The 25,690-nt window shown below is 43.3% G+C and carries 24 protein-coding genes; 2 read left to right on the forward strand and 22 right to left on the reverse strand.

Annotated elements, in window-relative coordinates; genetic code table 11:
• Positions 1–465: 465 nt before the first annotated feature.
• The 3 genes from ACTNBF_RS00765 to pth all read right to left on the reverse strand — a co-directional run bounded on the left by ACTNBF_RS00765 (position 466) and on the right by pth (position 5,614).
• A complete protein-coding gene (locus tag ACTNBF_RS00765; RefSeq protein WP_427819072.1) occupies positions 466–1,476 on the reverse strand; it encodes a SurA N-terminal domain-containing protein in 1,011 nt (336 codons plus the stop codon).
• A gap of 152 nt (positions 1,477–1,628) precedes the next feature.
• Entirely contained in the window at positions 1,629–4,994 is a 3,366-nt protein-coding gene (mfd, locus tag ACTNBF_RS00770) for a transcription-repair coupling factor (protein WP_441088592.1), read from the reverse strand.
• Positions 4,995–5,032: 38 nt separating this feature from the next.
• Complete coding sequence (gene pth / locus ACTNBF_RS00775; protein ID WP_441088593.1) at positions 5,033–5,614, reverse strand: aminoacyl-tRNA hydrolase; 582 nt, start codon at positions 5,612–5,614, stop codon at positions 5,033–5,035.
• Between the two features lie 152 nt (positions 5,615–5,766).
• Here pth and ACTNBF_RS00780 point away from each other — a divergent pair, with 152 nt between their 5' ends.
• Positions 5,767–6,198, forward strand: a complete 432-nt coding sequence (locus ACTNBF_RS00780; RefSeq protein WP_427805486.1) for an FMN-binding protein — start codon at positions 5,767–5,769, stop codon at positions 6,196–6,198.
• Between the two features lie 53 nt (positions 6,199–6,251).
• Here the strand turns inward: ACTNBF_RS00780 and ACTNBF_RS00785 are convergent, their stop codons facing one another.
• The 3 genes from ACTNBF_RS00785 to sigG all read right to left on the reverse strand — a co-directional run bounded on the left by ACTNBF_RS00785 (position 6,252) and on the right by sigG (position 8,067).
• Positions 6,252–6,515: a glyoxalase gene (locus ACTNBF_RS00785; protein WP_427805485.1), complete on the reverse strand. Its 264-nt coding sequence runs from the start codon at positions 6,513–6,515 to the stop codon at positions 6,252–6,254.
• Between the two features lie 50 nt (positions 6,516–6,565).
• The gene (locus ACTNBF_RS00790) at positions 6,566–7,216 is read right to left on the reverse strand and encodes an HAD family hydrolase (protein WP_441016945.1); all 651 of its coding nucleotides are present in this window, start codon (positions 7,214–7,216) and stop codon (positions 6,566–6,568) included.
• Positions 7,217–7,284: 68 nt separating this feature from the next.
• Positions 7,285–8,067, reverse strand: coding sequence for an RNA polymerase sporulation sigma factor SigG (gene sigG / locus ACTNBF_RS00795; RefSeq protein WP_427805483.1), 783 nt, complete (start codon positions 8,065–8,067; stop codon positions 7,285–7,287).
• A 173-nt stretch (positions 8,068–8,240) separates the two neighbouring features.
• Here sigG and ACTNBF_RS00800 point away from each other — a divergent pair, with 173 nt between their 5' ends.
• The gene (locus ACTNBF_RS00800; RefSeq protein WP_427805482.1) at positions 8,241–9,857 is read left to right on the forward strand and encodes an MBL fold metallo-hydrolase RNA specificity domain-containing protein; all 1,617 of its coding nucleotides are present in this window, start codon (positions 8,241–8,243) and stop codon (positions 9,855–9,857) included.
• Between the two features lie 14 nt (positions 9,858–9,871).
• Here ACTNBF_RS00800 and sigE read toward each other — a convergent pair whose 3' ends face one another.
• The 16 genes from sigE to ACTNBF_RS00880 form a co-directional block, all read right to left on the reverse strand.
• Entirely contained in the window at positions 9,872–10,612 is a 741-nt protein-coding gene (sigE, locus tag ACTNBF_RS00805) for an RNA polymerase sporulation sigma factor SigE (protein ID WP_427805481.1), read from the reverse strand.
• A gap of 11 nt (positions 10,613–10,623) precedes the next feature.
• Entirely contained in the window at positions 10,624–11,415 is a 792-nt protein-coding gene (locus tag ACTNBF_RS00810) for a sigma-E processing peptidase SpoIIGA (protein WP_441088594.1), read from the reverse strand.
• 239 nt (positions 11,416–11,654) lie between these two features.
• On the reverse strand, positions 11,655–12,857 hold the full coding sequence (gene ftsZ / locus ACTNBF_RS00815; protein WP_441016951.1) for a cell division protein FtsZ: 1,203 nt from the start codon (positions 12,855–12,857) through the stop codon (positions 11,655–11,657).
• Positions 12,858–12,988: 131 nt separating this feature from the next.
• The gene (locus ACTNBF_RS00820) at positions 12,989–13,753 is read right to left on the reverse strand and encodes a cell division protein FtsQ/DivIB (RefSeq protein ID WP_441088595.1); all 765 of its coding nucleotides are present in this window, start codon (positions 13,751–13,753) and stop codon (positions 12,989–12,991) included.
• A gap of 61 nt (positions 13,754–13,814) precedes the next feature.
• The gene (locus tag ACTNBF_RS00825) at positions 13,815–14,873 is read right to left on the reverse strand and encodes an FtsW/RodA/SpoVE family cell cycle protein (protein WP_427805675.1); all 1,059 of its coding nucleotides are present in this window, start codon (positions 14,871–14,873) and stop codon (positions 13,815–13,817) included.
• Between the two features lie 48 nt (positions 14,874–14,921).
• Positions 14,922–16,271, reverse strand: coding sequence for a UDP-N-acetylmuramoyl-L-alanine--D-glutamate ligase (gene murD / locus ACTNBF_RS00830; RefSeq protein ID WP_427805477.1), 1,350 nt, complete (start codon positions 16,269–16,271; stop codon positions 14,922–14,924).
• A gap of 31 nt (positions 16,272–16,302) precedes the next feature.
• Positions 16,303–17,262: a phospho-N-acetylmuramoyl-pentapeptide-transferase gene (gene mraY, locus ACTNBF_RS00835; RefSeq protein WP_441088596.1), complete on the reverse strand. Its 960-nt coding sequence runs from the start codon at positions 17,260–17,262 to the stop codon at positions 16,303–16,305.
• A 110-nt stretch (positions 17,263–17,372) separates the two neighbouring features.
• Positions 17,373–19,100, reverse strand: coding sequence for a peptidoglycan D,D-transpeptidase FtsI family protein (locus ACTNBF_RS00840; protein ID WP_427805475.1), 1,728 nt, complete (start codon positions 19,098–19,100; stop codon positions 17,373–17,375).
• A 77-nt stretch (positions 19,101–19,177) separates the two neighbouring features.
• Positions 19,178–21,037, reverse strand: a complete 1,860-nt coding sequence (locus ACTNBF_RS00845) for a peptidoglycan D,D-transpeptidase FtsI family protein (protein WP_441088597.1) — start codon at positions 21,035–21,037, stop codon at positions 19,178–19,180.
• A 23-nt stretch (positions 21,038–21,060) separates the two neighbouring features.
• Complete coding sequence (locus tag ACTNBF_RS00850) at positions 21,061–21,603, reverse strand: hypothetical protein (protein ID WP_441088598.1); 543 nt, start codon at positions 21,601–21,603, stop codon at positions 21,061–21,063.
• A gap of 39 nt (positions 21,604–21,642) precedes the next feature.
• Complete coding sequence (rsmH, locus tag ACTNBF_RS00855; RefSeq protein WP_427819080.1) at positions 21,643–22,578, reverse strand: 16S rRNA (cytosine(1402)-N(4))-methyltransferase RsmH; 936 nt, start codon at positions 22,576–22,578, stop codon at positions 21,643–21,645.
• A 54-nt stretch (positions 22,579–22,632) separates the two neighbouring features.
• On the reverse strand, positions 22,633–23,070 hold the full coding sequence (gene mraZ, locus ACTNBF_RS00860) for a division/cell wall cluster transcriptional repressor MraZ (protein WP_427805471.1): 438 nt from the start codon (positions 23,068–23,070) through the stop codon (positions 22,633–22,635).
• A gap of 428 nt (positions 23,071–23,498) precedes the next feature.
• Positions 23,499–23,741 (reverse strand): hypothetical protein, encoded by a 243-nt coding sequence (locus ACTNBF_RS00865; protein ID WP_427805470.1) that lies wholly within the window; start codon positions 23,739–23,741, stop codon positions 23,499–23,501.
• A 66-nt stretch (positions 23,742–23,807) separates the two neighbouring features.
• On the reverse strand, positions 23,808–24,083 hold the full coding sequence (locus ACTNBF_RS00870; protein ID WP_427805469.1) for a hypothetical protein: 276 nt from the start codon (positions 24,081–24,083) through the stop codon (positions 23,808–23,810).
• A 212-nt stretch (positions 24,084–24,295) separates the two neighbouring features.
• On the reverse strand, positions 24,296–24,766 hold the full coding sequence (locus ACTNBF_RS00875) for a helix-turn-helix domain-containing protein (protein ID WP_427819082.1): 471 nt from the start codon (positions 24,764–24,766) through the stop codon (positions 24,296–24,298).
• A gap of 24 nt (positions 24,767–24,790) precedes the next feature.
• Entirely contained in the window at positions 24,791–25,630 is an 840-nt protein-coding gene (locus tag ACTNBF_RS00880; protein ID WP_427819083.1) for a DegV family protein, read from the reverse strand.
• Positions 25,631–25,690 lie beyond the last annotated feature (60 nt).

A 25,690-nucleotide genomic window follows, 5' to 3' on the forward strand; every position in this document is an offset into this window, starting at 1 on the left:
ATTCACTTCATCTGTCATTATTATTTACCTTTCTGGTGGTCTGTACCTTCCTTTCTTAGATTCCCGTTTTTGAAATTATGTTTTCGGTGGTCTGTACCTCCATTCTTTAATTTAAAAAGATAGCGTCCGAAACCTTTTTATCTGTTTTTATTACCTCATCTATCTTTTATGTCTATATAATAACTCGTTTCACCCAATTTGTCAATACATTTTTAATATGTATTTATATTTTTACAAAATTATATATTATATCATAAATTTTTCCAAACTCTTAGAGTGGAATTGATGAATAATCCGTAAGAACAGTAGCTTATTATGGATTTTGAAAAGGTAATTGCAAGATTGTAAAAAGGAATTTACACAATCCCCCGTAAATTCAGAAAGCTTGCCACCATTCAAAACAAAAAATGCCAGACCAAAACACAACAGTTCAGCCTTACGGCTGAACTGCTATAATTCCACATTCTATTCATCTGTATCTTTAATTGTCACGCCCCGTTTTACAAAACTGATCTTGTCCCATACATTTTTGTGAACCTTCACACCGTCTGCTTCTTTCCATTCTTCGCAGAGCTTATCAAACTGCTCTTCTTTCCGTTCGGAAACGATGGATTCTTTTTTTGCATCCGTTGCGTCCCGGTCGAGGAGACTGGTCAGCTTTGCAACAAAATATCCGCTGGTATCTTCGACCACAGGAGTAACCTCGCCTTCCTTCAGTGAATCTGCCGCAACCACAAGCAGTTGAGACGGTGATGTAGTTGATGTATCAAAAGTCAGAGTCGATGCTGTATATCCGGCCTCCTCTGCATAAGCTGCAAAATCCTCCGCGTTCACCGCTCCCTCCCGGAATGCCTCAACCGTTTCTTTCAGTTCTGCCTTTTCATCTTCTGAAAGCTGGGTCGAATTTCCATCGTCATCTGTCTTGGTAAATGAGAAATATACATACTGCATACTCTTCTGTGCAGCCTCTTCATCGGACACTTCGGTATCCACATCGGCAGTCATTGCTTCATGCATTTTTTCCTGAATGGTAACAAGCTCCAGGAATTTCTTCACAGTTTCTTCATCTCCGGAAACCATATCCTTATCTTCAAGATTGTTCGATTCAGTAAAGCTCTTCGCCGCTTTCTCTATAGCCTCATTCTCCTCATCCGTCAAGGAAACACCATAGTCATCCTTATGTGCATCCAATATATACATAGTTTCAAGTGACTCCAGAACGCCTTCCTTCACACTTTCTTCATAGGTCTTACCCTCTTCTGCCTCACCAGACCACATATCCTCTCCTAAAAAGCTTGCATAATACGTCTCATATTGTGCCTGCTGATATCTCGCATAGAAATTCGCCACATCTGCCGTGATCTTCGCATCTCCAACCTCTGCAACTACTTCACTTCCATCTAATTTACCGCAGCCTGCTACTGTAGCTGCCACCAGGGCAGATGCAAGTACAAGCGTCAATACTCTCTTCTTCATCTGAACTATTTCCTCCTTAACCGTATCCTGCCGTTCTCCCGGGCAGAATCGTCGTGCATATTTATATAGTATACCGTGTTTTTCCTTAGCTGGCAATCCTTTTCACAAAAATTTGACATCCGTTATTTGACATCCGGCTATATGAAAACGCTTTATTCTTCAATCAATTCATGAATATCTGCAATAATCTGTTTTACATTTTCGAGAACCTGTTCATCTTTCTCCTTCTTTGTCTTCCGAAGCTTCCTATATATGAAATACGGATTTACATCGACTTTGAAAGTGAGAGCACCTTTATACTTATCCAAAAGCACCGGAATCTTCTGGGCCGATACTTTTGCCTTCTCGTACATGGTAAATTGATAATCTTCCCCTTTTTGCTCGATTGCAATAATATAAGAGCTGTGCGCAAAAGCTTTGATCTGTGCGATAGTCAAAAGCTGCTGTACTTTTTTCGGCGGTTCCCCGAACCGGTCAATCAGTTCTTCCAGCATATCTTCCCGTTCTTCCTCCGTCTCGATGGCTGCGATTCGCTTATAAATATCCAGCTTCTGATATTCATTCGGGATATAAGTCGGCGGAATAAATGCATCGATGTTCAGATCGATCGTCGTTGTATACGTATCTTCCGGAATTTCTCCTTTTTGCTGACGAACCGCCTCATTCAGCATTTTACAGTAGAGATCGTATCCAACTGCCTCCATGTGCCCGTGCTGCTCCTCACCCAGGAGATTTCCGGCACCTCGGATTTCCAGATCCCTCATGGCAATCTTCACTCCGGAACCCAGGTCTGTGAATTCCCGGATGGCTGCAAGCCTTTTTTCTGCCACTTCTTTCAGAAGCTTATCCCGTTTATACAAAAGGAAAGCATATGCCATCCGATTCGAGCGTCCAACACGCCCTCGAAGCTGATAAAGCTGGGACAATCCCATCCGGTCGGCATCGTGGATAATGATGGTATTTACATTCGAAATATCCAGTCCCGTTTCAATGATGGTTGTAGAAATCAATACGTCAATCTCTCCATTAATGAAATCGTACATAATGTGTTCCAGCTGATGTTCCCGCATCTGTCCATGTGCAAACGCAACATTTGCTTCCGGCACCAATGCCTGGATTCTGGCTGTCATATCGGCGATGTCTTTGACCCGATTATATACATAATACACCTGTCCCTGTCTGGATAATTCTCTCTGGATGGCTTCCCGCACCATCTCGTCATTGTATTCCATCACATAGGTCTGGATCGGCATCCGGTCCATAGGGGCCTCTTCCAGAACACTCATATCACGAATCCCGATCAGGCTCATATGAAGTGTTCGCGGAATCGGGGTAGCAGTCAGTGTCAGAACATCCACATTTTCTTTCAATTTTTTGATTTTTTCTTTGTGCTGTACTCCAAAACGCTGTTCTTCATCAATAATCAGAAGCCCCAGATCCTTAAACTGAACATCCTTACTCAGCACACGATGTGTTCCGATCAGGATATCGACCTGGCCTTTCGTCAGATCCGTCAGAGTTTTTTTCTGTTCCGCCGGTGTACGGAAACGACAGAGAAGATCTACGCGAACAGGGAATTCCTTCATTCTCTGCACAAAAGTATTATAATGCTGCTGTGCCAGAATCGTTGTCGGGACAAGGTAAACAACCTGCTTTCCGTCCTGCACAGCCTTAAAAGCTGCCCGGATCGCGATCTCCGTTTTCCCGAATCCGACATCTCCGCAAATCAGGCGATCCATGATCTTCGGGCTTTCCATGTCGCGTTTCGTGGCCTCAATAGCCATAAGCTGGTCTTCTGTCTCCTCAAACGGGAACATTTCCTCAAATTCTTTCTGCCACACCGTGTCCTTCTCGTAGACAAATCCTTCCTTCTCCTGACGTGCAGCATACAGTTCCACAAGGTCCTTTGCAATCTGCTGTACAGCCCCTTTTACTCTTGTCTTTGTCTTCTTCCATTCCTGTCCGCCAAGACGATTCAGCTTCGGCTTCTTTGCGTCTGCACTTGCATATTTCTGAATCAGGTCAAGCTGTGTAGCAAGAATATAAAGATTTCCTCCATCAGCATAAGAAATCTTCATATAATCTTTCGTAACTTTATCTACTTCAATTTTCTCAATCCCCCGGTAAATTCCAAGTCCATGGTTTTCATGAACCACATAATCCCCCGGTTTTAGGTCAGAAAAATTCTGTATTTTCTGTCCATCATAACTTTTTCGTTTCTTTTTCTTTTTTGTTTTCCCAAAAATATCCGTTTCAGAAATTACCACAAATTTAATCATCGAATATTCGTAACCGACCGCGGCATGCCCATAGCATACCATGATTTCTCCCGGAAGCACTTCTCTCATGGGATCCTCATTATAATAACTGCTGAGGTCATAATCTCTCAGATCTTCCGCCAGACGTTTTGCCCTTGTTCTCGAACCGGAAAGCAGAATGACTCGATATCCATTCCTCTTCAGCCGCTTTAAATCATGGGTCAGCATCTCGAAACTGTTATTATAAGGATTCACACTCTGGGTCTGTAAATGGAATTGTTCTTTTACTAAAAACGGCTTACATTTATTCTCCAGTGCACACATTCCGACAGAGCAAAAATGATTTAATTTCTTAACCACTTCTTCTGTCGTATAAAACAATGGTTCCGGCGTACCTTCCCTGTCCTCATTGTCCGCCAGAGCGCGCATCTTTCGTGCATTCACAACTTCTTCTTCAATTCTCGTTCCCGCCTCGATTAGGCGAACCGGTTCATCAAGAAATAAATTCGTATTTTTAACATTAAAATAATCTATGAAAGAAACGGAATTATTGTCACTTTTCAATTCTTCAGATGGGTAGATCACAATCCGTTCCAGATTCTCTACTGAACGCTGGCTGTCCACATCAAAAGTCCGGATTGAATCCACTTCATCTCCCCAGAATTCAATACGTATCGGCAGTTCTTCCGTCAACGGATAGATATCCAGAATTCCTCCCCGTACTGCGAACTGTCCGGGTCCTTCTACCTGAACTTCCCTCTCATAGCCCAGCTGTGCAATCTTTCTGGTAAGCTCTTCAAACCTATATTCTCTTCCATTTTCTACAGTGAGAATACACGCTTCAATCTCTTCAATCGGCATCAGAAAATCCATCAAGGCATCAAAAGTCGTTATGATACTGGCTGATTTTTCTTCACTGCCCGCTTCATTCGATTCGATCAGTCTCTGAACGACTTCCATACGCTGTTTGATCAGAAGTTTCCCGTGGATGTCCGCCTGATAAAATAACAGGTCTTTTGCCGGATAATAACAGACATTCTCATCAAGGAAACAGTATTCCTCGTACATCTGTTTTGCCTTTTCTTCATTAGAAAGAACGATGAGTGTGCAAGGGCAGCCATCGCTAAGCGCATAAATCATATGAGTTTTTTGTGAAGTCACACATCCTGATAGCAGCAGCATTCCCGGTTTTTTCCGTTTCTCTTTGTATATTTCCTCAAACTCTGCCAATTCTCTCAGAGGGGCTGTAAATGCTTTCATTTCCAATTGCTCCTTATTCTTTCTAAGCAAGGATCATTTTATTCATTATCCTTACGTTTCCTGTTATACTTGTTCATAGCCTGATCGATTTCTCCAGCTGTGATCATAGCCACCGCTTCCGCAGCACACTCAAAGCCTTCTTTTATCAATTCCCGCTCTTCTTTTGAAAAACGGCTGAGCACATAATCTGCCAGATCGTATCCTTTCGGTTTTTCTCCGACTCCGACTTTAATCCGCTGGAAAACAGAAGTCCCCAGATTTGCTATAATGTTCTTTATTCCATTATGCCCACCCGCACTTCCTTTCTTACGGATTCGGAGCTGTCCTACATCCAGGCTGATATCATCAAAAATAATCAGCAGTTCCGTTTCCGGATCCACTTTGTAATACTCGACCAGGCTTCTTACACTTTCCCCACTCAGATTCATATAGGTCTGTGGTTTTGCCAGGATCACTTTCTGCCCGCCAATGATTCCCTTTCCAATGTACGCTCTGTGTTTTTTTGTATCTACAGCTATATTATATTTTTCCGCAAGCAGATCTATCACATCAAATCCAACATTGTGTCGTGTTCCCTGATATTTATCATCCGGGTTTCCAAGTCCAACTATAACCAACATTTTAATCACCTCTGCATTTTTCTTGCTTTATGATACCAGACACTTTCTTTTTTGTCACGCCATAGAATGCATATTTTCCTGCATTCATTCATATATTGTGTTAAACAGCATGCAACTGGATATTCAAAAAGAAATGTATTTGGGGGGTTTTCATGAGTTCCAAAACCAAAATCATCGTCTTGCACATGAAAGAAATTATTTATACAGCAGTATTTGCTGTTTTCGGCATTTTGATCCTATGCCTGCTTTTCTTTATGTTTTCTTCTGGGAATGGCAAGCATAGCGATGTCCGTAAAACATATAATCCCGGTGTCTATACCTCTTCTGTTCATCTGAACAATACCGATTTGAATGTAGAAGTTGCTGTGGATGAGACCCGGATCCAGTCCATACGAATCAGCAATCTGGATGAATCTGTTGCTGCCATGTATCCTCTTCTTCAACCGGCAATCGAAGAGATTGCCCAACAGATCTGTGACACACAATCACTTGAAAACATTGAACTGCCGTCCGACACTCCTTACACCTCACAGCTCCTCCTGAATGCCATCGACGAAGCGCTCAAAAAAGCCGTAGTTTCATGACTACGGCTTTATCGGCTTTTCACCTGAAAATAACAAGAACATCTATTTTCTGACTATCCTTCTACAATCAGATACTGTCCGTTCGGAAGTTCAAATACCTCAGAAGCATCTTCCAGCTCTTCATCGCTCATGCCTTCCACATCGGCTCCGCTTTCCTCAAAATATTCTCTTACTTCTCTGACAGAGTCAACAATCACTGCCATACAGTCCTCCAGAAATGCCTCTGCTTCTTCCAGTGTATCAGCCACCGGTTCATCGAATAATTGTGACTGCATCTTCAAAAACGTTCTCAGGCACTCCTCATCATACTCATACATTTCGATAACCCTCCCTTTATCTCGATCGCGCTTATATTCTGCGCTTTGTATTACAGGAATCTAAGCAACTCATCAGCGTGGTCTATGGTCACATCAACCCCTGACCTCTCCAATATCTCTTTTGATCGGAATCCCCAGTTCACACCGACCGTAAGAACCTGCGCGTTCTTCCCGGTCTGAACGTCCACTTCTGAATCCCCCACATAGATTACTTCATCTTTCTTGATTCCAAGGTCTTTTGTAATTTCAAAAAGTCCCGCCGGATCCGGCTTCTTCGGAAATCCGTCACGCTGTCCGCGTATCTCGTCAAACATCCCTCTGCCGAATATACTTTCAACTACGTCCACAGCCTGCTGATGCGGTTTGTTCGTAAATACTGCAATCGCAAGCCCACGGCTCTTCAGTTCCTCAAGAAGAGAAAGAATCCCTTCATACGGGGCAACATGATACGTACACTTTTCACTGAACACTCTGCCGAATATCTGCATTGCATCTTCGATCCTTTCAAGTTCCACATCTCCGGTTGCCCGAAGGGCACGTTCCACCAGACATCTGGCACCGTCTCCCACAAAGCCGCGACACTGCTCACGTGAAATCATCTTCACTCCCAATTGCTTCAAAGTCTCATTTACCGAATACCACAGGGAATCCAAAGTATCTGTCAGGGTTCCATCTAAATCAAAAATACATGCCTTATACATTGCTGCTCTCCTTTTCTATGACTATAATAGTATGAACCCTGTCAAATTTCAATATAAAATTCGATTTTCTATTCTGTTTTCAAATATTGACGCATCAGACGCAGTGCATTCTTTTCCAGACGGCTGACCTGCGCTTGAGAGATTCGGATTTCCCGTGCCACTTCCATCTGGGTTTTTCCCTCAAAAAAACGAAGCTGAATGATATACCTTTCTCTCTCGTCCAAATGTTCCATTGCCGCCTGCAGGGAAAGATCCTCCACCCATTTTTCCTCCCTGTTCTTTTTGTCACTGATCTGATCCATTACATAGAGCGCGTCTCCACTGTCATTATAGACCGGCTCATTCAAACTTACCGGCGCCTGGATCGCGTCCAGTGCATAGACGATTTCTTCCTTTGATATTCCAATTTCATCCGCTATTTCCTGAACTGTAGGTTCTTTCATATTTCTTTTCATGTAATTTTCTTTCGCATAGATCGCTTTATAAGCGGTATCACGCAAGGATCTGCTGACCCGTATTGAATTATTATCCCTCATATAGCGTCGGATCTCGCCAATGATCATTGGGACTGCATATGTTGAGAATTTCACCTCCAATTCCGGATTAAAATTATTGATTGCCTTTATTAGCCCGATACAACCGATCTGGAACAGATCGTCCGGATTCTCGTTCGTGCTTCCGAAACGTTTGATCACACTGAGGACGAGGCGGAGATTTCCCTTGATATACTCTTCTTTTGCTGTCTCGTCACCTTCCTTAATTCTTGCAAACAAGGCATCTTTTTCCTCATCATTCAGAAGCGGAAGCTTTGCTGTATTTACTCCACAGATTTCAACCTTATTCAATGCCATTTCAAGTATCCTCCTAACTCTTTCCAGCTAGTAGAATTTTTCTCAAAACATATTTTATTTATACAATTATAAACAAAATATAAAAAATATTAGTCCTTGACATAATAACTATTATTTTTTCTGAATTTATAGTATAATTAAGATAATAATTCTAACGAAATGAGGTTGAGCTTATGAAGCTAACATTTATCGGTGCCGCCCACGAAGTCACTGGAAGCTGTCATTATCTTGAAGCCTGTGGTAAGCATATTCTGATCGACTGTGGTCTGGAACAGGGACCTGACCTTTATGAGAACCAGGACATTCCTGTGTCACCTTCCACGATTGATTATGTGTTGCTGACTCATGCGCATATCGATCATTCAGGAAAGCTTCCTCTCCTTGTAAAAAATGGATTTAAGGGCGACATTGTCTCTACATTTGCTTCCGCAGATCTGTGCAGCATTATGCTCCGTGACAGTGCACACATCCAGGTTGCCGAAGCTGAGTGGAGAAACAGAAAAGCACGCCGTTCAGGCGGCCCTATGTACGAACCACTCTACGATATGCAGGATGCCCAGAATACGATCATGCTACTTGCTCCTGTAGATTACAATCAGAAAATTCAGCTGTGTGAGGGAATCGATGTCCGCTTTACAGACATAGGTCATCTACTGGGTTCCGCCTGCATAGAGATATGGATCCATGAAAATGGCGTAGAAAAGAAAATCGTTTTTTCGGGCGATGTCGGCAATATCGACCAGCCTCTCATCCGTGATCCCCAGAACGTCAGCGATGCAGATTATCTGGTCATTGAGTCTACATATGGTGATCGGATCCACGCTGCCGAGAAGCCGGATTACATTGGCGAACTCACACGGATTCTCCGTGAAACATTCGAACGTGGCGGCAATGTCGTGATTCCTTCATTTGCCGTAGGAAGAACTCAGGAGCTCCTGTATTTCTTCCGGGAGATCAAGGAGAAAAATCTTCTTCCAGAATACAGCAACTTTGAGGTCTATGTAGACAGCCCACTTGCGATCGATGCCACGACTGTATTCCAGAAGAATACTCGTTCCTGCTTCGACGAGGAAGCTATGGCCCTCATCAATCAGGGTATAAACCCGCTCCTTTTCCCCGGGCTGAAAACGACCATTACAAGTGAGGAATCCAAATTAATCAACTTTGATGATAAGCCAAAGGTGATTCTCTCTGCTTCCGGTATGTGTGAAGCAGGTCGTATTCGCCACCATCTGAAGCATAATCTATGGCGAAGAGAATGCACTGTCCTTTTTGTAGGATATCAGGCAGAAGGCACTCTGGGGCGAAAGCTTGTAGAAGGAGCCGACTGCGTGAAGCTGTTCGGCGAGAACATCGAAGTAAATGCTCATATCGAAATTCTCCAGGGAATCAGCGGTCATGCTGATATGAACGGACTCCTTAACTGGTTAGATGGATTCTCCAAAAAACCTTCACACGTTTTTGTGGTTCATGGTGAAGATGCAGTAACGGATTCTTTTGCTCATACTATTACCGACCGGTTCCACATACCTGCATTTGCACCTTATTCCGGAGGCGCTGTAGATCTTGCAACCGATACCATCTTAAGCCCCGGAATCAAGATCCCCAAAAAGGCAGTCGAAAAACCTGCAAGGCAGCGTGCATCTGCTGCATTCGGGCGAGTGGTTGCCGCAGCGAAACGTCTCATGGATGTTGTGCTTAAGAACGAAGGTCTCGCCAATAAAGACCTTGCAAAATTTGAAACCCAGATTCAAAATCTGGCAGATAAATGGGACAGAGATGATGTTTAATCATCTCTGTTTTTTTATTCATAGCGCACCATTTCTCTGCGCAGCCTCTGCATAATTTTCTTTTCCAGACGCGAAATATAAGATTGAGAAATCCCAAGCATATCAGCCACTTCCTTCTGCGTTTTTTCCTCACCTCCCGGCATTCCCAGGCCAAACCTCATCTGCACGATGGTTCTCTCTCTGCTGGAAAGGCGGCTGACAGCCCGAAACAACACTTTTTTCTCCGCTTCATTTTCCATATCACGGTAGATCGTATCTTCTTCTGTTCCGAGAATATCGGAAAGCAGCAGCTCATTTCCATCCCAATCCACATTCAGCGGCTCATCGATGGAAACCTCCATCCTGGTCTTATTATTTCTGCGCAGGTACATGAGAATCTCATTTTCTATGCAACGTGAGGCATAAGTTGCCAGCTTGATCTTTTTATCCGGATTAAACGTGTTGATTGCCTTAATAAGTCCGATCGTTCCGATCGAGATCAGATCCTCGACACCGACTCCTGTATTGTCGAATTTCTTGGCAATGTAGACGACCAGACGCAGATTATGCTCGATCAGCAGCTTCCTCGCCTTTTCTTCCGTCTCTGTTCCCAGCGCTTCAATCGCCTTCGCTTCTTCCTCTGCTTCCAACGGAGCCGGAAGAATATCCGAGCCGCCGATATAGTGTACATCTTTTGTCTCCGGAAACAAAAATGTCCGGAATGTGGGTACCATTTTTAATTTAAACTGGTTTGGAACTGCAACTTTTATCATCAATTTTACTCCTCCTAACAATCCTCGGGATGCAATATCACATCATAATTTCCATCATTAAACCGTTCCTGTGCCGAAATTCCGAACAGCGGATATTCTATGATTTTCTCGCGCTTTCCATGAATGCACATTTTATCGATGGTAAATACTGGCAATACACTTTCATTTTCCTGGATCGTGCAATAAGGAATGTATCTGATATATTGTATTTTTTCCTGTTCCGTCAATTCTTTCATTGCTTTTTTATCAATTATATGTACTGGCTTACAGTTCAGCGTATCACAAAGACTATTTCCACTATCGATTACTGCCCGGAATGTACAAACCCTTTCCCGGAAATATAATGTCACTTTGCATCTGCTTTCCTGGAATTTCCACATCATCTCAAGAAAATCCATCACTCTGCACAGCAGATAATAGCTGCACACTGTAATCGAAAAGCAAAGTACTCCCTCCCGAAAGAATTCACCCATGTACGGCCTGATCCATGTCATAATTCCTCCCATCAGAAAACTGACAATGTAAAGCAGGATCCATTCCCTGATAAACTCCGAAACGCATGCAGGTCTCAGCGAAACGATCAACATACAGGAATTCACTAATAAATGCATAATCAGAATCTTGACCGCCGGATACATCGGAATACACATTAAAACACTGACTGAAAACGCTCCCGCAAATGCTCCCAACAGCACATATCCATGTGTGGCAGTACATTTCAATGCTCTTTTTACCGCCAGGAGAATCAGATAATCCATCGAAAAATTGACCAGAAAAAATACATCTAAATATATTTCATACTGCACGTTTTTCCCTCTTTCTTTTGAATCAAATCGATTTGGTACTCAAGCAAACCTTATTATAGACAATCGTCCCCTCAGATTTTGTCAAACAGTGAGGAGCGTTCTTATTTTCACTCGACACCACTAAACACAGGAATTCGGAATGACTTTTGTCAAATTTTCACAAAAAAGGCTGTCGTATAAATGAGCATAAAAAAAGACGCAACATAAAATATGTTGCGTCTTTCGACAAAAATATAAAATTATTTCTTAAAGAAATCCGGAATCTTAATAGACTGCTCTTTTACATTGCTTGCCGGCTTTCTCGGTGTCTGAAGCTGAGGCATCGTTCCGTTACCGGTACCTTGCTGGTAATTTCTTGTATTGTAAAGCGGTCTCTCCATACCATAGTCGTTCTTCGGCATCGCCTGCGTTGTTCCTCCCATAGAACCTGCGCCTGAAAGCATACTGGATTTATGTTCCAGTCTGGACTGCAATTTGGATGCAGTTCCTCCCACACTGTGAAGTCCGGTCGCAATTACGGTAATCGTTGCTTCATCTGACTTAGAATCATCGTACATAGCACCAAAGATAATATTCGCTTCTTCTCCTGCGAGATCCTGTACATATTCAGCCGCATCACTTGCATCCATAAGAGTGATGTCTCCGGAAATATTGATAATTACATGAGAAGCCCCTGCAATTGTCGTCTCAAGCAACGGGCTGGCAACAGCCTGTTTAACAGCTTCCAATGCCTTGTCATCGCCTTTGCCCTGACCGATACCGATATGTGCAATTCCTTTGTCTGTCATGACAGTCTGAACATCCGCAAAGTCAAGGTTGATAAGTGACGGTACGTTAATCAAGTCGGTAATACCCTGAATACCCTGCTGAAGGACTTCATCTGCTTTCTTCAGTGCTTCCGGCATTGTTGTTCGTCTATCAACGATCTCAAGAAGTTTATCATTCGGGATAACAATCAATGTATCAACATTCTCTTTTAATTTTTCAATTCCTGCAAGCGCATTGTTCATTCTTGTTTTTGATTCGAAACGGAATGGTTTCGTAACAACACCTACAGTAAGCGCTCCCTGCTCTTTCGCAATACGTGCTACAACAGGCGTTGCACCGGTTCCGGTTCCGCCTCCCATACCACAGGTTACAAATACCATATCTGCACCCTTCAGTGCTGCTGAAATCTCTTCCGCACTTTCTTCTGCTGCCTTCTCACCGATCTCCGGTTTTGCTCCCGCGCCAAGTCCTTTGGTAAGCTTGTCTCCAATCTGCATCAGAGTCGGTGCCTTACAGAGCTGAAGTGCCTGCTTATCTGTATTGATTGCAATAAATTCAACACCTGCAATCTGTTCGTCGATCATACGGTTCACAGCATTATTTCCACCGCCGCCAACACCAATTACGATTATTTTTGCTGCTGCTTCTGATTCGTTTGTCTTAATTTCTAACAAGAGTTTCTCCTCCTTTGTCTCCTTATTATATTATACACCCAATATGTCCAATATACGATTAGCTATATATCAACTATAATATAGTTTTTTTTCCAAAATATCAATAGAATTTTGTATATTTTTCTAATTTTTTACTCACTTTCTTCCGGTAGGACATCTTTTTCAAAGCTGATTGTCGTGTGATCCTCGTCATATCTCTCCAGATGAAGCGTCCCTTTCTGATCCCCGAGTTTCTCCAGGATCGGCGGAATCTGTGAAATCCTGTCTGCCAGATTCTCATCACCGATGATCGCACATTTATTTCCAAAATACAAATACAAATCCGAGCCTCTGCACAAAATCCGATCCGGCTTCAGGTCATATTTCTTCAGCGTGTTACTCATATCCAGCAAATGCTCAAAAACCTTCTTGTTGTCCTTCCCGACCGGAAGTTCCTCGAAAAGCTCTGCTTCACTCACGGTAAGACCTTCGATACACGGCACATCATCCCACCATTCTTTTGTTCGCGCCAGCACCACGCCATCCTTATCAAAATATACGAAATCATCTCCGACTATAATATAACCTACAATTTTCTTTTCCGTCACTTGAACTCGAATCGTCCATGGATTGGCAAGCCCCACCTTGGCCTCTTCCAACGCAGGCAGCATCTCATAATCTGTAAAATGATATTTGCAGAGCAAATATACGGAATTCGTTGAAAATTCATCCTGCTGCAGCCAGTCTGCAATTTCCTGCTTAGATAGAATTTGATTCCCCTCCACTTCTATTTTTCGAACCTGAAATAAAAGGAGAAATCCAATCATAACAAAGCAGATCAGCATAACCAGCAGAATGATTGCATAAATCGTCCGCTTCTTGATTCGTCGTTTTTTGTGATTCTGTTCTTCACTCATCCAAATGCCTCCTTATTATTTATCAGCTGTCCTTTTCAGGCAGCATTTTCCTCCCTAAGGTTCATTCTACCAGACTTGACACACTAAGCACAAGCCCCATTTCAATCAAAAGGAAAACAACGGACGTCCCTCCGTAACTGATGAACGGAAGAGTAATCCCTGTATTCGGTATTGTATTTGTAACGACCGCAATATTCAGAATCACTTGTATCATCATATGCGCCATCGCTCCCGATGCGATCAGTGCGCCAAAAAGATCTCGGCTGTGCGTTGCGATCAAAAAAAATCTCCAGATCAGAATCAGGAACAAAAAGACGATAAAAGCCGCCCCCACCAGTCCGAGTTCTTCACATATAATAGAAAAAATCATGTCATTTTGCGCTTCGGGCACAAACCCGAGCTTCTGGACACTATTTCCAAGACCGGTTCCGAAAAGTCCGCCCGATCCAATGGCATAAAGCCCCTGCAGGGTCTGATATCCCTTCTCATAATTTTCAGGATTTCTCCAGATTGCAAGACGTTCCAGACGGTAGCTTTCGAGAGCCAGAAAGATTCCCATAAACGCGCACCCCAACACCCCCATGCCGACAAACTGTGCATATCGAGGGCTGGCAACAAATACCAGTACGACGCCGATCCCCAGAATGATGATTGCCGTACTCAGATTACTGGTACCGACCAGTCCCACGATTGGGAGCATCCAGAGAACAATTCTGAACATAGTCCCTGTTTTCGCAATCGTCTTTGCATGTTTCGTCACGATCCATGACAAGAAAATAATAAGCGCAACTTTCGCAAATTCAGAAGGCTGAAAAGAAAACGGACCCAAAGATAACCATCTTTTGGATCCGTTATACTCTTTTCCGAATAGCATAACCGCAATTGACAGCCCAACCGCTGCCAGATAGCAGACTGCTGCAAACTGCTGCCATACATGATAATCGATCCCGGCAACCCAGAACATCATAACAAGCCCCAGGATCGTTGCAAACACCTGCTTCTTCAGATAGTAGAAAGAATCGTGAAATTTCACGTCACCATTGTATGCGCTGGTACTGTATAGAATCACCAGGCCTACTGCGACCAGCAGAAACACTATGACAAGAAGCGTATAATCCATTCGCTTCTTTTTCTCTTTCTCCGCCAATCCGGCTCACTTCCTCACTTTTTATAATGCAAGCACATATTTCTTAAATTCATCTCCGCGTACTTCATAATTCGGAAACATTCCCCAGCTCGCACATGCCGGAGAAAGCAGAACTGCATCTCCGGGATTAGCAAGTTCCACACAAGTGTCCATTGCCTCCTCAAAAGTATCTCTCAGAATGCAGTCATGAAATCCGCATTCTGCCGCTTCCCTCTGTATCTGCTCCTTCGTTGCGCCGATCAAAACCAGATAACGTACTTTTCCGTCAAAGCTGCGGATCCATTCATGAAAGTCAGACTGTTTATCGTAACCTCCTCCAATCAGGACCGTAGGCCGGTTCATTGCCTGAATTCCCTTGATTGCCGCATCCGGATTGGTTCCTTTTGAATCATTATAATAGACAACTCCGCCTTTCTCAGCCACAAACTCGATCCGGTGTTCTACTCCTTTAAATGACTTTACTGTATCGCGGATCACATCCAGATCCACTCCATAGACAGCCGCCATTGCAACAGCTGCCATTACATTCTCATAATTGTGTACGCCCAGAATCTGCAGTTCCTCCGTACGGCAGATCAAAATACCTTCCTTATCTTTATCCGGTTTGTAAATGATTGCACCATCATCCAGATAAATCCCCTGTTCCAATTTATGCGCACTACTGAAAAATAGAACCGAAGCATCGATCTTATCCGCCATACCACGTGTAACTTCATCTTCATAATTCAGTATACAGGTATCCTCGGAGGTCTGATTCTTCGCTATATCCTGTTTCGCCTGAATATAAGCTTCCATCGTGTGGTGTCTGTTCAGATGATCCGGCGTGATGTTCAGAACCGCACTGACTTTCGGCCTGAATGTAAGGATACTCTCCAGCTGGAAACTGGACAGCTCCGCGACGATCACTGAATCCTCCCTCGTTTCGTTCGCAACCGTCGTATAAGGATTGCCAATATTCCCGACAACAAACACACTTTCAAACGCATTCTTCATAATCTCGCCAAGGAGGGAGGTCGTCGTCGTCTTTCCATTGGTTCCCGTAATTCCGAGAATCTCACCTTTTCCACACACATACGCGAGTTCGATCTCTCCCCAGACAGGAATTCCTTCTTCTTTCATCCGAAGTACGATTGGAAGATCCGTCGGAACTCCCGGACTCATTACCACCAGATCAAGCCTCGCAAGTTCCTCCTCGGGAAATGTTCCGAGAATTACCCTTGCACCGGTCTGATTTGCAACAGCAGCCGCATCCAGTTTCTCATTTCCATCATAAAGAATCACTTCTGCCCCTTTATCTGCCAGCAGCCTGCAAGAGCCGGTACCACTGATGCCTGCACCAAAAACAAGCACTTTCTTCCCTTGTAAATCCATCTTTCTTCCTCCTACCTTTCTTCTTCTTCGCTTAAAGCGCCAGAAGGGCAATCAGGCATAAAATAGCCGTAACAATTGAAAATACTGCGACAACTCTCGTTTCACTCCATCCGCAAAGTTCAAAATGATGATGGATCGGAGCCATCTTAAAAAATCTCTTCCCACCCGTTTTCTTAAAATATGCAACCTGTATCATAACAGAAAGCACCTCGATCAGATAAATAAGTCCGACAATTATGATAAACAGCGGCATCTGAAGCATATAGGCTGCCGAAGCCACAAAACCTCCCAGCGCCAGCGAACCGGTGTCTCCCATGAAAACACTTGCCGGATATACATTGAACAGTAGAAATCCAAGAAGCGCTCCGACAACCGCACAGGTAATCGGCTCGATTCCACTCTTATTTCCCATCGCAACGACTGTGAAAAATGTAGCCACAAGCACCGTCACACTAGATGCAAGGCCATCCAGACCATCCGTAAAATTCACTCCGTTCACCGTACCGATAACAGCAAAAAACAGAACCGGAATTACAAGCCATCCGATATCCCAGTAGTATTTCCCGCCGGTAAAAGGAACCAGCATCGTAAGCGGGACCTTTGCAACCTTAACAATGTAAAATGCAAAAATCGCAGTCACCACAATCTGGAGTGCCATTTTCTGCATCGGCATGAGGCCATCGGAACGCTTTAGTACAACCTTCAGATAATCATCCAGGAATCCAATCATTCCAAACCCCAGTGTCACAAAAAGGACAGGGATCACTTTTGGATATTCCCTGACATAGATCAGGGATGTCATCGTAATCGCGAACAGGATGATCACGCCTCCCATTGTCGGAGTTCCTGCTTTCTTAAGATGAGACTTCACTCCTTCCTCACGCTCTGTCTGCCCCATCTTCAGCCTTCTGAGAATCGGTATCACAATAGGTCCGGTCAATACACTCAGTCCAAATGCTATCAGCACTGGAATTACCATCTTATAATCCATAACGCACCTCTTATTTCTTTCGTTTTTTTCTACGCATTTAGTATAATGTATCTGTTTCCATTTGTAAAGTGGACACTTCCGACCTTTTACCTTTCGTCCTTCTCATTTTCCTATGACTGTTTTTCTATTCCCAGATATGGAAGTACATTATCGAAAATGTCCCTCACAACCGGGGCAGCGATCGTCCCTCCATAATAGACACCCTGTGGATTGTAGATTACTGCCATCGCCAGCACTTCCGGATCATCTGCCGGTGCGAAGCCAACAAAAGAAGCAATATATTTTCTCGCGCTCCTTGGCAGCGTCTGACTGGTTGCCGTTTTCCCGCCGATTCGATACCCTTCAATATAGGCATTCTTTCCTCCACCTTCTGACACAACCGTTTCCAGTACAGCCTGCATTGTCTCAGAAACCTCCTGCGACAGAATTCTTTTGCCTTCCCCATAATCAAATGTCTCCGTCTTCTCCCCATCCGCCCGATAAGTTGCCATTCCAAAATGCGGGGTGATCCTTTCCCCGCCATTGATAAGGGAACTGATCGTCGCAGCCATCTGGATCGGTGTTACCTGAAAAGACTGTCCAAAGGACATCGTAGCCAGTTCCACCTGACCGACATTTTCTTTCTTGTGCATAATCGTATCAGCCTCCCCCGGAAGATCCACTCCTGTTTTTTCCAACAGACCGAATTTTTCAAAATACTTGTAAAAATTATCTACTCCCAGCCGCAATCCAACTTCAATAAAAACCGGATTACAGGAGTTCTGCACTCCCTGCACAAACGTTTCCGCACCATGGCCGGTCGTTCTTGCACAGCGGATCTTTCTGTCTTCCACAATTTTATATCCCGGACAATAGAACTGATCCGTAAGGCTTACCACTCCCTCCTCCAATGCCGCAGAAGCCGTGAACACTTTAAATACGGATCCCGGTTCATATGTATCATTGATGCATCGATTTCTCCACATCTGATTCAAGCGTTCCTGTTTGACTTCATCATCCAGTTCCGAAGTATCCTCTTCCATATTCAAAGTAAATGGATCATTCAGATTAAATTCCGGAATATTAACGCAGGCATAGATTTCACCATTTTGGGGATTCATCACAAGGATAACTACTGCATCGGCCTCTTTCTCCTCCATGACTTTCAACGCAGCCTGCTGTGCATACATCTGAATATTATAATCCAGACTGATTTGAAGTGTCTCTCCGGCTACCGGTTCTATCCGGTCCTCCGCAATTCCTTCCAGTTCGATTCCCCTTGCATCCGTCGTTGTAAGAATCGTCCCGTTCGTCCCTTTCAGCCATTTTTCATATTTCACTTCCAGTCCTATGATTCCCTGATTATCCCCTCCGGTGAACCCAATCACTTTCGATGCGAGACTGTCATATGGATAATACCGTTTAAAATCTTCATCTATTTTCACTCCGTCAAGATCATATTCCCGGATTCTGTCCCCTGTCTCTTTATCAACATTCGTCTTTATCTTTTCTCTTGAGGAAATCTTCTCTGCTTTTTTACGTATTTCACCGGACGAAATCCCCAGTTCTTTTGAAAGTACTTCAATGACTCTCTCTGGTTCCTTGATCTGGCTGTGAATAACTGAAATCGTGCACACCGTTCTGTTCGTAGCGAGTACAACTCCGTTTCTATCCACAATTTCTCCTCTTGCAGCCTTGATTTCCCGTTCACGCTCATGCAGCGCTTTTGCCTTTTCCTGATAATACTCTGCATCGAAGATCATCAGATAGACAAGCCTTCCCAGCAGCCCCAGTATCATCACCGCCGCTGCCAGAAATACGACAAGCATTTTCTTTTTATTATATGTTTTGTTGCGCATAAAAACCCCGGACCTTCAAATATGTTATCTTCCATTTCTATAACATATTATTCTTTGCCCGGGGTTATACCCTTCATTTATTCAGCTGAAGCCTTTGCAATATTCAGATACGGAAACGCTTCCTTCATAATATCCGCGGCAAGCTGTGAAATCTGATTACTGCATCTTGCCTGATTCGGCACATTCGGTTCATCGATCACAACATAAACGACGATTTCCGGGTTATCCTGTGGTGCATAACCGATAAAGGAAACTACGTTCTTATTCTCACCACGAGGGAGTTTCTCTGCGGTACCTGTTTTTCCTCCCACATCATAGCCTTCCACTTTCGCATATTTTCCACTGCCGTTTTCAACAACACTGTGCATATAGCTTTTCAACATCTCAGACGTCTTCTTCGATATCGTTCTTTTCTCCAGAACCGGTTCAATCGTTTCTGTGACATTCCCATTTTCATCACGAATCGCCTTAACCACATGCGGTTCATAATAATTCCCCCCATTTATCAGGGAACAGAAACCTGAGATCAACTGCACCATAGTCACATTGAAGTTCTGCCCGAAGGAGTTCGTTGCAAGATCTGTGCTTCCCATATTGTCGGGCTGATACAAAAGTGCCGAAGTCGCCGCATCTCCCGGGAGATCAATCCCACTATACTCACCAAATCCAAATATGTGTTGATATTTGCTGAACTCTTCTGTTCCGATATCAAGGCCGATTTCCATCAAAGCCACATTGCAGGAATTCTCCATAACCTGTGTCAGATTCTGATACCCATGTCCTCCTTCATCATAAGAAATACATTTGATATCATGATCACCCACATGAAGGTAGCCTCCGCAGTAATAGGTCTCATCCCCGGTCAGCTTTCCGATTTCCAGACCTGTTGCCACGGTAAATGGTTTGATCGTAGACCCCGGTTCATAAGTATCGGACACACAAAAATTTCTCCAGAGTCCATTCAGAATATCCAGCTTCTCTTCACTGGACATTGCCGCAATCTGCTCTTCTGAATAATAATTTGACAAATCTCTTGGATTGTTCAGATCAAAAATCGGCAGCGAAGACATGGCAAGAATCTCACCTGTATTCGGGTTCATCATAATTACCGCCCCGTTTTTAAATCCGCCTCCCTGTGTTGCTTCATTTCTATGCTCTTCATAAAATGCAGACAGATGTTTCTCTACGATTGACTGAAGATTTGCATCCAGCGTTGTTACGATCGTACTGCCATTGACCGGTTCTTTCACCGTCTGCGTTGTGGACGCCTCCGTGTTTTGATACCCGTATTTTCGTCCATCCGTTCCATTCAGCGTACTGTTATAATATGCCTCAAGGCCGGCAGCTCCCACATTTCCATCTACACTGAATCCGATTACATCGCATGCAAGCGTATCATAAGGATATTTTCTGACGTAGTCTTCCTCCAGCCAGATACCCTGAATATCCGTATTCCCTTCCACAGCTTTTTCATAAGCTTTTGCAGTATCATAGTCTATTCCCTTTTTCAGAATAGTATAGCGACTGGTCGGGTCTTCCTCCAGAATATTGAGAACCGTTTCCGCTTCAATTCCGAAATACGTCTGAAGAGCTTCCGTCGTCGCCTGCTTATATGTCTCTGCTTTTTTTTCATTACTCAAAAGTACTTTGGCATCCAGAATCACATTATACACACGTTCACTGGTCGCAAGCTTTGTGCCGTTGCTGTCCACGATATCACCACGTTTAAACGGGATCGTTCTGCTTGTGTACTGCTGTTGATCCAGTACGATCTTCGTATAATTTTCTCCTTCCGAGGCATTGATGTAAGTAATTCTTCCGATGAGAATAACAAAAGCCAGTAATATCAACATAAAGAGTATTACCAGCTTTTTCTGCATCCCTTTCGTGAATTTTTGCCTCAAAGCAGGAACTTTTCTTTTCTTTCTTTTTGACATTTGATTCACCTTGCATTTCTGTTCTATTTTTTCATCTGTTCAGACTGAGCCAGCACTCCGCTTTTCGGGATATCCTGATACTGCTTCATATAATCACTTACCGGATTCTGATAGGTAACAACCTGATCAGAATTTGCATAGACCATTCCCAGTTCATTGATTGCTTTCTCTCTAACTTCTTCCAAATTCACAGAATCTGTGATGGAATTGTATCTTGTCGTATTTTCCTCCCGTATATCGGCAAGCTCCTGCTGCAGTTCTGAAATATGTTCAGATCGATTCGTAAGCTCTGTACGCATCTGAAGATACCATACGCATGCCACCAGTGCGATTACTGCTGCAAAAGCAAGAAATGCTACGTATGCCGGACTCATATGCAGTGCTTTCTTCCGGTTCTGTCTCACCTGACGGCTGACTCTCTTCTTACGGCGTGGCTCTTCAACCACTCGTTCCCGTCTTCGCGGCATCACCTTATTTTGCCGAACCGTATTTCCATATATGTACATTCCACTATGTGCCTGTGGGCGTCTTGCTGTCTCTACATAATTATTCCGCCTTGCTGCCATAAGGCACCACCCTTTCAAATTAAATATATCCCTTGTATTCTATCTTCTTTCAAAAATACGAAGCTTTGCGCTTTTTGAGCGGCTGTTTTCTTCCATCTCTTCTTCACTCGGAAGAACCGGCTTCTTCGTAACAACACGTCCCTTGGATACTTTACCACACACGCACACCGGAAATGTACTTGGACAAGTACAGGGATTTTCATTTTTCTTAAAAATACCTTTTACAATTCTGTCTTCCAGCGAATGGAACGTAATGATACAGATCCTTCCGCCCGGATTCAATATATCAATCATATCATCCAGCGAATCCCGAAGCACCTCCAGTTCCCTGTTGCATTCAATCCGAATTGCCTGGAATGTTCTCTTTGCCGGATGTCCTGATGTCTTCTGAACCTTCATCGGTATAGACTGTTTGATGATCTCGGCAAGCTGTCCAGTCGTTTCGATTGGACCTTTCTCACGTTCGGCCACGATATGTTTCGCGATATTTTTCGCGAACTTATCTTCTCCGTAGTCACGTATAATGCGAAAAAGGTCCATCTCACTGTAGCCATTGACGATGTCCTTTGCCGTTACACTCTGTCTGGTGTCCATTCTCATATCCAAAGGTGCATCTGCCCGATAGGAGAATCCTCGGTCTGCCGTATCCAGCTGATAAGATGACACGCCCAGATCAAGTACGATCCCATCTACTTTGTCAATGCCGATTTCATGGAGCCTCAGTTTCATATCACAATAATTGCTCCGGATTATTGTAACTCTCTCCCCGAAACTGAGTAATCGTTCGCTTGCCGCCTCGATTGCAGCAGCGTCCTGGTCTATTCCTATAAAACTCCCCTTGTTACTTAAACGCCGACATACTTCATAAGCATGTCCGCCTCCACCAAGCGTCCCATCGACGTAAATACCGTCCGGCTTGATGGCAAGGCCCTCGATTGTCTCCTCCAGTAATACTGATTTGTGTTCAAATGCCATAGTGTCCTCCTATTGAAACGAATCATTGCAATCCGTTTCGCTTTTGTGATCCGGTTAAATGCTCAGTCCCAAATCTTCCATGTCACTTGCAATATCTTCGATATTTTCCTCAACATCAGCAGTACGAGCTTCCCACGCATCCTTGCTCCAGATCTCCACCTTGTCCAGCACACCGGCAAGCACAACTTCTTTGTCCAGACTGGCATATGCACGAAGCGAAGAAGAAATCAAAACTCTCCCTTGTTTATCAAGTTCTCCTTCCACGGCGCTTCCGAGAAAGAAACGTTTAAAGTCTCTGGCCTTTTTGTTCGTGAGTGGTAAGGTTCTTAGCTTGTCTTCAAAGGCTTCCCATTCGTTTTCCGGATAGAGAAATAAGCAGCCATCCATTCCCTTGGTAATTACGAAATGTTCTCCCAGACTTTCTCGCAATTTTGACGGAATGATGAGCCTGCCTTTCGCGTCAATACTGTGATTAAACTCTCCAGTCAACATCAAGGATCACCTTCTTTCAAAGTGGTCTGCCACTTTTACACCACTTCGCTCCACTATTCACCACTTTCTACCACTTGAAACCATTGTAAACCACTTTATCTCCCTTTTCAACCCCCTTTTTCATTTTTTTATGCTCTCCCAGACTTTTCTGTAATTTTTCCTTTTTCTCCCCAAATTGCACAAAAAGCAGAAAAATCCCCTTCCGATTCCTCTTCACCCTCCATTTAGCATCAAGTGGTGGGGAATCGTGGGGGATTTTTTCGTTTTCATATCATTGTGGGAAATTTTCCCACTTTTTTCTGTTTTTATATTAATTCACTCATTGAAATGGAGCAAATAAAATGAGCGCTGACACTTCCGGCATATCCCCGGAACTAAAAAAGAGCCTGCTCTCCGGCAGACTCTTTACTATACACTTTTTATTTTCATTATTCGGATAAATTGAGGGACTGAAGATACCCATCTACAGCAGTGTAATCCACTTCTGCCATATCTCTCGGCTGATTCTGCTCATACAAGCCGTACGCAGAATAACCAAGCCATCCAACCAGCGCCACTGCGATCACTCCCACGATGGCACTGCGCACGATGTGCATAATCTTCTGTTTCCTCATAATCTGTTTTCTATTTGCTTTTTCTTTTTTATAACAATCTACTTTTTCCTGACTCATCTTACTGTAGCTCCTTTTAAAATTAGATGCTACAATATTAGCATATTTCTTTAAGAGATTCAAGCATTAGACTTTTGGATTTTCATCTTTTGTCATATGCTTTTCCGGAATGATTGTTCTTAATAGCTGGAAAGAAAAAATAACAGCTAAGTATCTGCAAACATTCCCTACAGTCTTATCCACTAACCACAACCACCAATTAAAAATCACATAAAAATCCGGATTAATCTGTAATAGATCCGGTAAGACATATTGTTCCAGGACGTATAAAGTTAATATAATCAAGCACAAAAATTCTAGCAATGTTAACTTTTTATTATTACTAATGCTATTCGCTTTCATATTCATAAATCCTCCTAAGGTATAAATTTATGGTCCACTGTCTCCAAATTTCTCACTATTCTGGCTGTTTATTTGCGCAAATATTATACACTTATAATAGCACAAATAAAATCGCAGCAAAGTAATGAGTAATTTCCAGGGAGAAATTATTCGTTTACACTACTAAATGCACCACTAGAGTTCACCTTTTCCAACAATTTAGTACCTATTTGTTATAGCCACTCTGCAAAAACAGATCCAAAAGACTTTATCAACACTCCAACATTTATAAGATTTATTACGAAACATACTGCTATAATAACTTTATAAACCTTTGGCAGTTCTATCCTTTTGATTCCACAATAAAGTAAAACTGCCAACATGATCACTAATCCTCCACCCGGAAACAAAGTGCCGGAAATTGCAACCATCAATACTGCAAGTCTGTTATTCCTTTCTTCCGGCTCAACTTCTATCTCAGTGTTTACTTCATCTTGCTCATCAGCACTCTTATCCTTTAACAATTCATCGATAGAAACCTTATATATCTCACTGAGCACTACCAAATTATCAATATCCGGATACGCTCTTCCATTTTCCCATCTGGAGACCGCTTGCCGTGATATATTGAGTCTTTCAGCGACTTGGCTCTGAGAATATCCCGCATTTTCTCTTGCACTTTTTAATTTCTCAGCTAATGTCAAAGTCATTCCCTCTATTCTATACAACTATACCGCGACGATCACTCCTCCGTCATTCGCATACATACTGCTGATTCCTCTCGTATCCAGAACAAGAATCTGCTGCGGATGAAGTCTTTCATCCAGCATTTGTCTCAAAACTTCTGCACGTTCCGGGCAATTACAGTGCGAGATTGCCAGAACTTTATTTTCAACATTTACAGAGCCTTCCTCCACACAATCCACCAGTTTCTGAAGTGCTTTCTTCATTCCACGAGCCTGTCCCAGCTGGCATATCTCTCCTTTCGGAGTAGATCCCATCACTGGCTTGATATTCAGCACGTTTGCCGCGATCGCCTTAAGTCCCGTAAGTCTCCCATTTTTCCGAAGCGTTTCCAGTGACTCAAGAACGAAAAATGTATTCTGTCCTTCAATATACTCTTCCACTTTTTCGATCACTTCCGGAAACATCAGTTCATTTTCTTCACATTCTATGATCTTACATGCGATCAATGTCTCACCGATTGATGCAGAACGGGAGTTAAATACATAAATATCCTTATCCCCATATTCCTCATGATAGAGATTTGCCCCTAGCACAGCACTGTTATAAGAGCCACTTAACTCCGCAGACAAAGTCACAACATATACCCGATCCGCATCACACCGGTATCCCTCCATATACCGTTCCGGTGAAGGGCAGCATGACTTTGGACAGTTCGGACTCTCCGCTACTTTTTTCAAGAAATCCGCCTGATCAAATGTCTCATCATCTATAATATGATAATCGTCCACATCCATCGCAAGTGATGCCGTCTCAAATATTCCTGACGCTCTCATCTCTTCTGTTAACTCTCCACAGCTGTCTACGATTATTTTATAACTCATATATCATTCCTCCCGAATCCGTCTTCAGCTTCCGCAATATGTAGTTTTCATTACCGCTTT

The sequence above is a fragment of the Bariatricus sp. HCP28S3_A4 genome (genome assembly GCF_052066395.1).
GTDB lineage: Bacteria > Bacillota > Clostridia > Lachnospirales > Lachnospiraceae > Allocoprococcus.

Bases quoted from the DNA above. Each gene is read 5' to 3' on its own strand.
- ACTNBF_RS00785 (WP_427805485.1), bottom strand. From the start codon at position 6,515: ATGTATGAGTATGATGAGGAGTGCCTGAGAACGTTTTTGAAGATGCAG.
- pth (WP_441088593.1), bottom strand. From the start codon at position 5,614: ATGTTGGTTATAGTTGGACTTGGAAACCCGGATGATAAATATCAGGGA.
- murD (WP_427805477.1), bottom strand. From the start codon at position 16,271: ATGGATTTACAAGGGAAGAAAGTGCTTGTTTTTGGTGCAGGCATCAGT.
- ACTNBF_RS00780 (WP_427805486.1), top strand. From the start codon at position 5,767: ATGAGTTCCAAAACCAAAATCATCGTCTTGCACATGAAAGAAATTATT.
- ACTNBF_RS00845 (WP_441088597.1), bottom strand. From the start codon at position 21,037: ATGTCAAAAAGAAAGAAAAGAAAAGTTCCTGCTTTGAGGCAAAAATTC.
- rsmH (WP_427819080.1), bottom strand. From the start codon at position 22,578: ATGGCATTTGAACACAAATCAGTATTACTGGAGGAGACAATCGAGGGC.
- ACTNBF_RS00865 (WP_427805470.1), bottom strand. From the start codon at position 23,741: ATGAGTCAGGAAAAAGTAGATTGTTATAAAAAAGAAAAAGCAAATAGA.
- mraY (WP_441088596.1), bottom strand. From the start codon at position 17,262: ATGGATTATAAGATGGTAATTCCAGTGCTGATAGCATTTGGACTGAGT.
- ACTNBF_RS00820 (WP_441088595.1), bottom strand. From the start codon at position 13,753: ATGAGTGAAGAACAGAATCACAAAAAACGACGAATCAAGAAGCGGACG.
- ACTNBF_RS00850 (WP_441088598.1), bottom strand. From the start codon at position 21,603: ATGGCAGCAAGGCGGAATAATTATGTAGAGACAGCAAGACGCCCACAG.
- ACTNBF_RS00825 (WP_427805675.1), bottom strand. From the start codon at position 14,873: ATGGATTATACGCTTCTTGTCATAGTGTTTCTGCTGGTCGCAGTAGGC.
- ACTNBF_RS00800 (WP_427805482.1), top strand. From the start codon at position 8,241: ATGAAGCTAACATTTATCGGTGCCGCCCACGAAGTCACTGGAAGCTGT.
- mraZ (WP_427805471.1), bottom strand. From the start codon at position 23,070: ATGTTGACTGGAGAGTTTAATCACAGTATTGACGCGAAAGGCAGGCTC.
- ACTNBF_RS00870 (WP_427805469.1), bottom strand. From the start codon at position 24,083: ATGAAAGCGAATAGCATTAGTAATAATAAAAAGTTAACATTGCTAGAA.
- ACTNBF_RS00880 (WP_427819083.1), bottom strand. From the start codon at position 25,630: ATGAGTTATAAAATAATCGTAGACAGCTGTGGAGAGTTAACAGAAGAG.
- ACTNBF_RS00765 (WP_427819072.1), bottom strand. From the start codon at position 1,476: ATGAAGAAGAGAGTATTGACGCTTGTACTTGCATCTGCCCTGGTGGCA.
- mfd (WP_441088592.1), bottom strand. From the start codon at position 4,994: ATGAAAGCATTTACAGCCCCTCTGAGAGAATTGGCAGAGTTTGAGGAA.
- sigG (WP_427805483.1), bottom strand. From the start codon at position 8,067: ATGGCATTGAATAAGGTTGAAATCTGTGGAGTAAATACAGCAAAGCTT.
- ACTNBF_RS00790 (WP_441016945.1), bottom strand. From the start codon at position 7,216: ATGTATAAGGCATGTATTTTTGATTTAGATGGAACCCTGACAGATACT.
- ACTNBF_RS00840 (WP_427805475.1), bottom strand. From the start codon at position 19,100: ATGCGCAACAAAACATATAATAAAAAGAAAATGCTTGTCGTATTTCTG.